General features: G+C 70.6%; 4 protein-coding genes and 2 pseudogenes. 2 read left to right on the top strand and 4 right to left on the bottom strand.

Translation table 11 applies throughout. From position 1 onward, the window contains the following. Together ACFVYN_RS34355 and ACFVYN_RS34350 are read left to right on the top strand one after the other, a co-directional pair. A pseudogene (locus ACFVYN_RS34355) lies at window positions 1–342 on the top strand (ATP-dependent DNA helicase); the annotation flags it as partial. 54 nt (window positions 343–396) lie between these two features. Then, the gene (locus ACFVYN_RS34350) at window positions 397–1,794 is read left to right on the top strand and encodes a cytochrome (protein ID WP_390005794.1); all 1,398 of its coding nucleotides are present in this window, start codon (window positions 397–399) and stop codon (window positions 1,792–1,794) included. A gap of 89 nt (window positions 1,795–1,883) precedes the next feature. Here the strand turns inward: ACFVYN_RS34350 and glgB are convergent, their stop codons facing one another. The 4 genes and pseudogenes from glgB to ACFVYN_RS34330 form a co-directional block, all read right to left on the bottom strand. Next, a complete protein-coding gene (gene glgB, locus ACFVYN_RS34345) occupies window positions 1,884–4,577 on the bottom strand; it encodes a 1,4-alpha-glucan branching enzyme (RefSeq protein WP_390005793.1) in 2,694 nt (897 codons plus the stop codon). A gap of 32 nt (window positions 4,578–4,609) precedes the next feature. Next, window positions 4,610–5,998 (bottom strand): maltokinase, encoded by a 1,389-nt coding sequence (locus ACFVYN_RS34340; RefSeq protein ID WP_390005792.1) that lies wholly within the window; start codon window positions 5,996–5,998, stop codon window positions 4,610–4,612. A gap of 95 nt (window positions 5,999–6,093) precedes the next feature. Then, complete coding sequence (gene treS / locus ACFVYN_RS34335) at window positions 6,094–7,794, bottom strand: maltose alpha-D-glucosyltransferase (RefSeq protein WP_390005791.1); 1,701 nt, start codon at window positions 7,792–7,794, stop codon at window positions 6,094–6,096. Further along, window positions 7,791–8,007, bottom strand: a pseudogene (locus tag ACFVYN_RS34330) (alpha-1,4-glucan--maltose-1-phosphate maltosyltransferase); the annotation flags it as partial. The pseudogene ACFVYN_RS34330 and the gene treS, both read right to left, overlap by 4 nt.

The raw sequence follows: 8,007 nt of genomic DNA, 5'->3' as shown, positions 1-8,007 counted from the left end.
CTGCCCGGCGCGGTCGCGGAGGCGGTGCAGGAGCTGACCCCCGCCGAGGGGCGGCTCGCGGTCATCGCCCCACGTCATCTGCACCGCAGGCTCGCGGCCCGGCTCGACGGGGTGACGGCGGGCGCGGAGCCGGACCTGACGCGGACCGTCGTCCTCCTGGACCCCCGGCAGTCCAAGGGGCTCGAGTTCGACTCCGTGCTGGTGGTCGAGCCGGCGCTCTACGGCACAAGTGACCTGTATGTGGCGCTGACCCGGGCGACCCAGCGGCTGGGGGTGCTGCACACGGGCCGGCTGCCGAAGGCGCTGGTGGACACGGCGGTCCCGGGGATCACCAAGACGTAACAGTTCACGCCATGGTCACTGCTTGTGCACGGCCGGTGCGGTAAGCGTTGCGGTATGGAAGCCCACTCCGACGCGACCCCGCCGGCCGACGGTCCCGTACTCGGGTCGCTGCCCGTCGAGCCGTTGCTGACCGCCGAGTTCGACGTCGACCCCGGGGCGGTGTACGAACGGCTGCGCGGCACCTACGGACCGGTCGCGCCGGTCGGCCTGATGGGGGTGCCGGTATGGCTGGTTCTCGGGTACACCGAGGTGACCGAGGTGCTGCGCAACGAGAACCTGTGGCGCCGGGACATCCGGTACTGGCGGGCGCGGGCCGAGGGGCGGCTGCCGCGGGACTGGCCGCTGCTGGCCGGTTACGAGGTACGGCAGATGATGTTCATGGACGAGGAGGAGCATCTGGGGGCCCGGCGTACCCATCACTCGGCGCTGAGCCCCTTCCAGGACGCGCGGAGCCCGGAGGGGTGGGAGCTGCGGGCCGCGGTCGCGCGGTACGCCGACGAGCTGGTCGGGATGCTGGCCGCCGAGTCGGGGACCGTGGGCTTCGCCGATCTGGGGGCGCAGTTCACGCGGCCCCTGCTGCTGATGGTCACGACCAAGCTGTTCGGCTGTCCCGTGGAGCTGGGCGACGAGCTGGTCATGGACCTGTGGCGGATGCTGGACGGAGGGCCCGGCTCGGGGCCCGCGACGGCGCGTGCGCTGGGGGCCTTCACCCGGCTCGCCGCGCATCGCAGGGCCCGGCCGGGAGACGACCTCACGTCCTACATGCTGCTCGCGGACCCCGGGCTGAGCGACGAGCAGCTCGGACGGGAGCTGTTCATGAACGCCGTGTACCTGAACGACATCACCGGGAACATGGTGCTCAACACCCTGCTGGAGGTGCTGCGGGGGAACGCGACGGTCCGCCGGAGCCTGTCGGCGGGGCAGCTGGGAGAAACGGTCAACCGGGCGGCGCTGGCGAACCCTCCGGTGGCCAACATGTGCTTCCGGTTCGCCGCGCGGGATGTGCGGCTGGGAGAGGTGTGGGTGCGGGCGGGGGACGCGGTGTCCCCGTCCGCCGCGGCCGCCCACCGCGACCTCCTGGCGCTCAGCTCCTCCCACCTGGTCGGGTCGACGGTGTCCACCCGGGCGCATCTGGGCTGGGGCGCGGGTCCGCACCAATGCCCCAGTGCGGCGCGGGAGTTGGGCGGGACGATCGTGGCGACCGCGGTGGGAAGAGTGCTGGATCACTTCGTCCGCGCGGAGCTGACACTGCCGCCGGACCAGTTGCCCTGGCGGTCGGGGCCGGTGGTGCGAGGGCTGCGGGTGTTGCCGGTGCGCTACGAGCTGGGGGCGGGGACGCCGGTCGGGCCCCGGCGCATGCCCCCGGCGGGCGCCCGGGCGATCCCGGCGGCGGAGCATGAGCCCCGCGGGTTGCTGGCGATCCTACGGAAGCTGATGTTCGTCGGCCGCTGAGGGTTTCCCCTCCGCCGCCCCCGCCCGTCCTGGCGGAGGGGGACACCGTCCGGTGTCCCCCTCCCACGCCTCCCACGCCTCCCAGCCGTCTACGCCGGTCGCAGCCACACCGTGGCCAGCGGCGGCAGGGTCACCTGGATGCTCGCCGGGCGGCCGTGCCAGGGCTGGGGGTCCGGCTTCAGCACGTCGGGGTTGGTGACGTCGCCGCCGCCGTACTTGGCGAGGTCGGTGTTCAGGGACTCCAGCCAGGCCGGCACGTCGTCCGGGGCGCCCAGGCGGTAGTTGGGGCGGACCACCGGGGCGAGGTTGGAGACCGCGAGGAGCGGGGAGCCCTCCGCGTCGTAGCGGAGGAAGGCGAAGACGTTGTCCTCGGACGCGTCGCCCACGATCCACTGGAAGCCCGCGGGGTTCGTGTCGCACTGCCACAGGGCCGGAGTGTGGCGGTAGACGACGTTCAGGTCCCGGACCAGGTCGCGCACGCCCCGGTGGTCGGCCTCCGCGCCGTACGCCGGGTCCAGGAGCCACCAGTCGGGGCCGTGGGCCTCGGACCACTCGGCGCCCTGGGCGAACTCCTGGCCCATGAACAGGAGTTGCTTGCCGGGGTGCGCCCACATGAAGGCCAGGTAGGCGCGGAGGTTGGCGCGCTGCTGCCACCAGTCGCCCGGCATCTTCGAGACCAGTGAGCCCTTGCCGTGCACGACCTCGTCGTGGGAGATCGGCAGGACGTAGTTCTCGCTGTACGCGTACACCATCGAGAACGTCATCTCGTGGTGGTGGTACTTGCGGTGCACGGGCTCGTGGGCCATGTAGTCCAGCGAGTCGTGCATCCAGCCCATGTTCCACTTCAGGCCGAAGCCGAGCCCGCCGAAGCCCCCGGGACCCATGTGATGCGTCGCGCGCGTCACGCCGTCCCAGGCCGTGGACTCCTCCGCGACCGTCACCACGCCCGGGACCCGCCGGTACACCGTCGCGTTCATCTCCTGGAGGAAGTCCACCGCGTCCAGGTTCTCCCGGCCGCCGTGCACGTTCGGGACCCACTGGCCCGGCTCGCGCGAGTAGTCCAGGTAGAGCATCGAGGCGACCGCGTCGACCCGCAGGCCGTCGATGTGGAACTCCTCGCACCAGTAAACGGCGTTCGCCACCAGGAAGTTGCGGACCTCGCGGCGGCCGTAGTCGAACTCCAGCGTGCCCCAGTCGGGGTGGGCCGAGCGGAGCGGGTCCTCGTGCTCGTACAGAGGGCGGCCGTCGAACTCGGCGAGCGCCCAGTCGTCGCGCGGGAAGTGGGCCGGCACCCAGTCCATCAGTACGCCGATGCCGGCCTGGTGGAGCGCGTCGACGAGGTACTTGAAGTCGTCCGGGGTGCCCAGGCGTGCCGTCGGCGCGTAGAAGCCGGTGACCTGGTAGCCCCAGGAGCCGCCGAAGGGGTGCTCGGCGACCGGCATCAGCTCCACGTGGGTGAAGCCCATGTCCTTGACGTAGGCGGGCAGTTGCTCGGCGAGCTGACGATACGTCAGGCCCGGTCGCCAGGACGGGAGATGGATCTCGTAGACAGAGAAGGGGGCCTCGTGGGCGGGGGCGCCGGCCGCCCGCTTCGCCAGCCACTCCTCGTCCTGCCACTCGTGGTGCGAGGCGTGGATGATCGAGGACGTGTTGGGCGGGACCTCGGTGCGGCGGGCCAGCGGGTCCGCGCGCAGGGTCTTGGAGCCGTCGGGGCGGGTGATCTCGAACTTGTACAGCTCGCCCTCGCCGACACCGGGCACGAACAGCTCCCACACCCCGGTGCCGCCGAGCGAACGCATCGCGAACGCCGAGGGGTCCCAGAAGTTGAAGGTGCCGGCCACCCGCACCCCGCGCGCGTTCGGCGCCCACACCGTGAAGCGTGTTCCCGTCACGCCCTGGTGGGTCATGGGCTGCGCGCCCAGCGCCGTCCACAGCTGCTCGTGCCGGCCCTCGCCGATCAGATGCAGGTCGAGGTCGCCGAGCGCGGGCAGGAAGGCGTAGGCGTCCTCGATGTCCTGGACCGTCTCCTCGTAGGCGACGAGCAGCCGGTAGGAGGGCACCTCGCTCAGCGGCAGCAGACCGGAGAAGAAGCCGTCACCGTCGTCGTGCAGCTCCGCACGCACGTCCCCGGCCACGACCGTGACGGCCCGGGCGTAGGGACGGAACGTCCGGAAGGCCACCCCGCCGGGAACCCGGTGCGCGCCGAGCACCCCGTGCGGATCGTGGTGGCTGCCGGACAGCAGCCGGTCCCGGTCGCCGCCGTCGAGAGCGGGGGAGACGGGTGTCTCCGCCGGCGGAACGGAGGCGGGAACCGGGGCGGTGGTCTCTTCGACAGCGACCGGCTCGACCGGCGCCACGACGGCGTCCTCGGCGACCGCGTCAGGCGCCACGGTCTTCTTGGCGGTGACCTTCTTCGCCACGGCCTTCTTCGCCGTGGTCTTCTTCGTCGTCGTCTTCTTCACGGCTGCTTTCTTGGCGGTGGCCTTCTTCACGACAGGCTTGTCGACGGCCGCATCCTTGACCAGCGCCTTCTTGGCAACGGCCCGCTTGGCACCGTCCTTCTGGGCAACGTCCTTCTTGGCGCCGACCTTCTTGGCAACCGCCTTCACGATGCCGGCCGCATCGGCAGCAGCCGTCTTCCCGGCGCCGGCCTTCTTCGCGGGGGCCTTCTTGGCCACCGGCTCGGCCTTCTTCGCCGAGGCCTTCGTGGTCACTGCCTTCTCCGCGGCCTTCTTCTTCACAGTCTTCTTCGGGTCCGAACCGCTGGGGGTTGGCGGAGTCACGGGTGGAGCCTCCTCGGCGGGAGTCGGGTCGGTCAGATCAGGTCGGTTGTCGCGTACCGCGCGACCGCGGCCATCGGCACCTGCAGCCAGTCCGGGCGGTGCCGGGCCTCGTAGACGACCTCGTATATGGCCTTGTCGGTCTCGTAGGCGCGCAGCAGGACGGGATCGGTCCTCGGGTCCACGCCGCTGACCTCGGCGTAGCCGGAACAGTACGCGGCCCGGCAGGCCTCCGCCCAGCCCGGTACCGGCAGGTCGGTCGAGTGTGCCGCGTAGTCGAAGGAACGCAGCATCCCGGCGATGTCCCGGGCCGTGGGCTGCGGCAGCCGGCGTTCGGAGAGCGGCTTGGACGGCTCGCCCTCGAAGTCGATCAGCGACCAGTGCCCGGCGGCCGAGCGCAGACACTGGCCGAGGTGGAGGTCGCCGTGGATGCGCTGCGCGGTCCAGGTGCTGCCCTCGGCGGCGAGATCGCCCAGCGCGGTGAACGCGGAGCGCAGGCCCGGAGCGTACGGCCGGAGCGCGGGGACCGCCTGTACGGCCGCCTCAAGGCGCTCGATCATGCCGTCGACCAGCAGACGCAGCTGCTGGTGGCCCAGCGTCACGGTCGGCAGCGCCCGGGCGAGCGCGGTGTGCACCTCGGCGGTGGCCCGCCCGAGCGCGTGCGCCTCGGCGCTGAAGTCCTCACCCTTGGCGAGTTCGCGCAGGGCCAGCTCCCAGCCGTCCGAGGCGCCCTGTATGAAGGGCTGGAGCACACCGAGGGTGTACGGCTCCCCGTCCAGCTCCGCCCGCAGCCACCCCGTGGGCGCGGGCACCCGGGGGCAGCCCTCGCGGGCCAGCGCCAGCGGCAGCTCCAGGTCGGGGTTGACGCCGGGCACGACCCGGCGCAGGAGCTTCAGGATGAACGTATCTCCGTAGACGATCGACGAATTGGACTGCTCGGCGGTCATCACCCGGGCGACCAGACCCTCCCGGATCTCCTGCTGCGGGTCCCGCCCGAAAGACAGCCCGCCGATCCGGGTCCCGGAGCGGATCGCCTCCAGGAGCAGTTCGGCGGGCAGTGGGTCGTAGAGGGCGTCGTACGCGGTACGGCCCGTGAGCGGGCCCTCCTCGACATGGCCGATCAGCGCGGGCGCCAGCCGGGGCGGCAGCGCCTCGCGCACGCCTATGAGGAGCTGGTAGCAGTCCCCGGGGTGCGGCGGGGCGCCCACGGTGAGCGGCTGGTGGGCGCGGACCAGCAGGTGGTACAGGCCGAGCTTGGCGGTGGGCGGCAGCAGCTCGGTGGCCGCCACCAGGGAGAACCCGGTGACCGGGCGGCCCTTGCCCGCGAACCACCGCTGCCGTGGCAGCCACTCGCGCAGGAGTGGATCAAGCGAGGCGAGGATGCCTGCACTTGTCGTGGCGGTACGGGTGACGGCTTCCGACATGGGGGGCGTCCTTTCCCCGGGCTGGCTGGTCGGGGTGTTACTGATGCGTGCCCCGGGTGGGGCGGTGGAAACCGCCCCACCCAGGTCCTCGTCGGCTACGCGGCGTCCTTGCGGAGCCGGAACCAGTAGAACCCGTGCCCGGCGAGCGTCAGCAAGTACGGCAGATCACCGATGGCCGGGAACCGCACCCCGCCGAACAGCTCGACCGGATGCCGTCCGTTGAAGGCGCTCAGGTCCAGTTCCGTCGGCTGCGCGAACCGGGAGAAGTTGTGGACGCACAGGACCAGGTCGTCCTCGTACTCCCTCAGGAACGCGATCACCGCCGGGTTCGACGACGGCAGCTCGGTGTAGGAGCCGAGGCCGAAGGCGACGTTCTGCTTGCGGATCTCGATCATCCGGCGGGTCCAGTGCAGCAACGAGGAGGGCGACGCCATCGACGCCTCGACGTTGGTGACCTGGTAACCGTAGACCGGGTCCATGATGGTCGGCAGATACAGCCGCCCGGGGTCACTGGAGGAAAAGCCTGCGTTACGGTCCGGTGTCCACTGCATCGGGGTGCGTACGGCGTCCCGGTCGCCGAGCCAGATGTTGTCGCCCATGCCGATCTCGTCGCCGTAGTAGAGGATCGGCGAGCCGGGCAGGGACAGCAGCAGCGCGGTGAACAGCTCGATCTGGTTGCGGTCGTTGTCGAGCAGGGGGGCGAGCCGCCGCCGGATGCCGATGTTGGCGCGCATCCGCGGGTCCTTGGCGTACTCGGCCCACATGTAGTCGCGTTCCTCGTCGGTGACCATCTCCAGGGTCAGCTCGTCGTGGTTGCGCAGGAAGATGCCCCACTGGCAGTTCGACGGGATGGCCGGGGTCTTGGCGAGGATCTCCGAGACCGGGTAGCGCGACTCACGGCGGACCGCCATGAAGATGCGCGGCATGACCGGGAAGTGGAACGCCATGTGGCATTCGTCGCCGCCGCTCTCGAAGTCGCCGAAGTAGTCGACGACGTCCTCCGGCCACTGGTTCGCCTCCGCCAGCACCACCGTGTCCGGGTAGGAGGCGTCGATCTCCTTGCGGACCCGCTTGAGGAACTCGTGGGTCGCCGGCAGGTTCTCGCAGTTGGTGCCCTCCTCCTGGTACAGGTAGGGCACCGCGTCGAGACGGAAGCCGTCGATGCCGAGGTCCAGCCAGAACTTCAGCGCGGAGATCATCTCCTCCTGGACCGCCGGGTTCTCGTAGTTGAGGTCCGGCTGGTGGGAGAAGAAGCGGTGCCAGAAGTACTGCTTGCGGACCGGGTCGAACGTCCAGTTGGACGCCTCCGTGTCCACGAAGATGACCCGCGCGTCCTGGTACTGCTTGTCGTCGTCGGCCCACACGTAGTAGTCGCCGTAGGGGCCGTCGGGGTCTCTGCGGGACTCCTGGAACCACGGGTGCTGATCGCTGGTGTGGTTCATGACGAAGTCGATGATGACCCGCATGCCGCGCTGGTGGGCGGCGTCCACGAACTCCACGAAGTCGGCCAGGTCACCGAACTCCGGCAGCACGGCGGTGTAGTCCGAGACGTCGTAGCCGCCGTCCCTGAGCGGTGACTTGAAGAACGGCGGCAGCCACAGGCAGTCGATGCCCAGCCACTGCAGGTAGTCGAGTTTGGCGGTCAGGCCCTTGAGGTCGCCGACACCGTCGCCGTTGCTGTCCTGGAAGGAGCGGACCAGCACCTCGTAGAAGACCGCGCGCTTGAACCAGTCGGGGTCCCGGTCCTTGGCGGGGGTGTCCTCGAAGGTGTCGTGGACGGGCTCGTTGACGATCATATTGTGGGTGACCCTCCGATCTGCGGGGTGGACGGTCGCAGGACGGTGAGGATGTGCGCGGGGCGAGTGCCCGGTTCGAGACGCACGTAGTTCGCCCTGCCCCAGTGGTAGGTCTCGCCGGTGAGCTCGTCGCGCACCGGCACCGACTCGTGCCATTCCAGGCCGAGTTGCGGCATGTCCAACGAGACCGTGGCCTCCTGGGTGTGGTGCGGA

The sequence above is a fragment of the Streptomyces sp. NPDC058307 genome (assembly GCF_042880295.1).
Taxonomy (GTDB): Bacteria; Actinomycetota; Actinomycetes; order Streptomycetales; family Streptomycetaceae; genus Streptomyces.
Note: the sequence above shows the minus strand (reverse complement) of the source record. Positions and strands in the feature narration are given on the sequence as shown.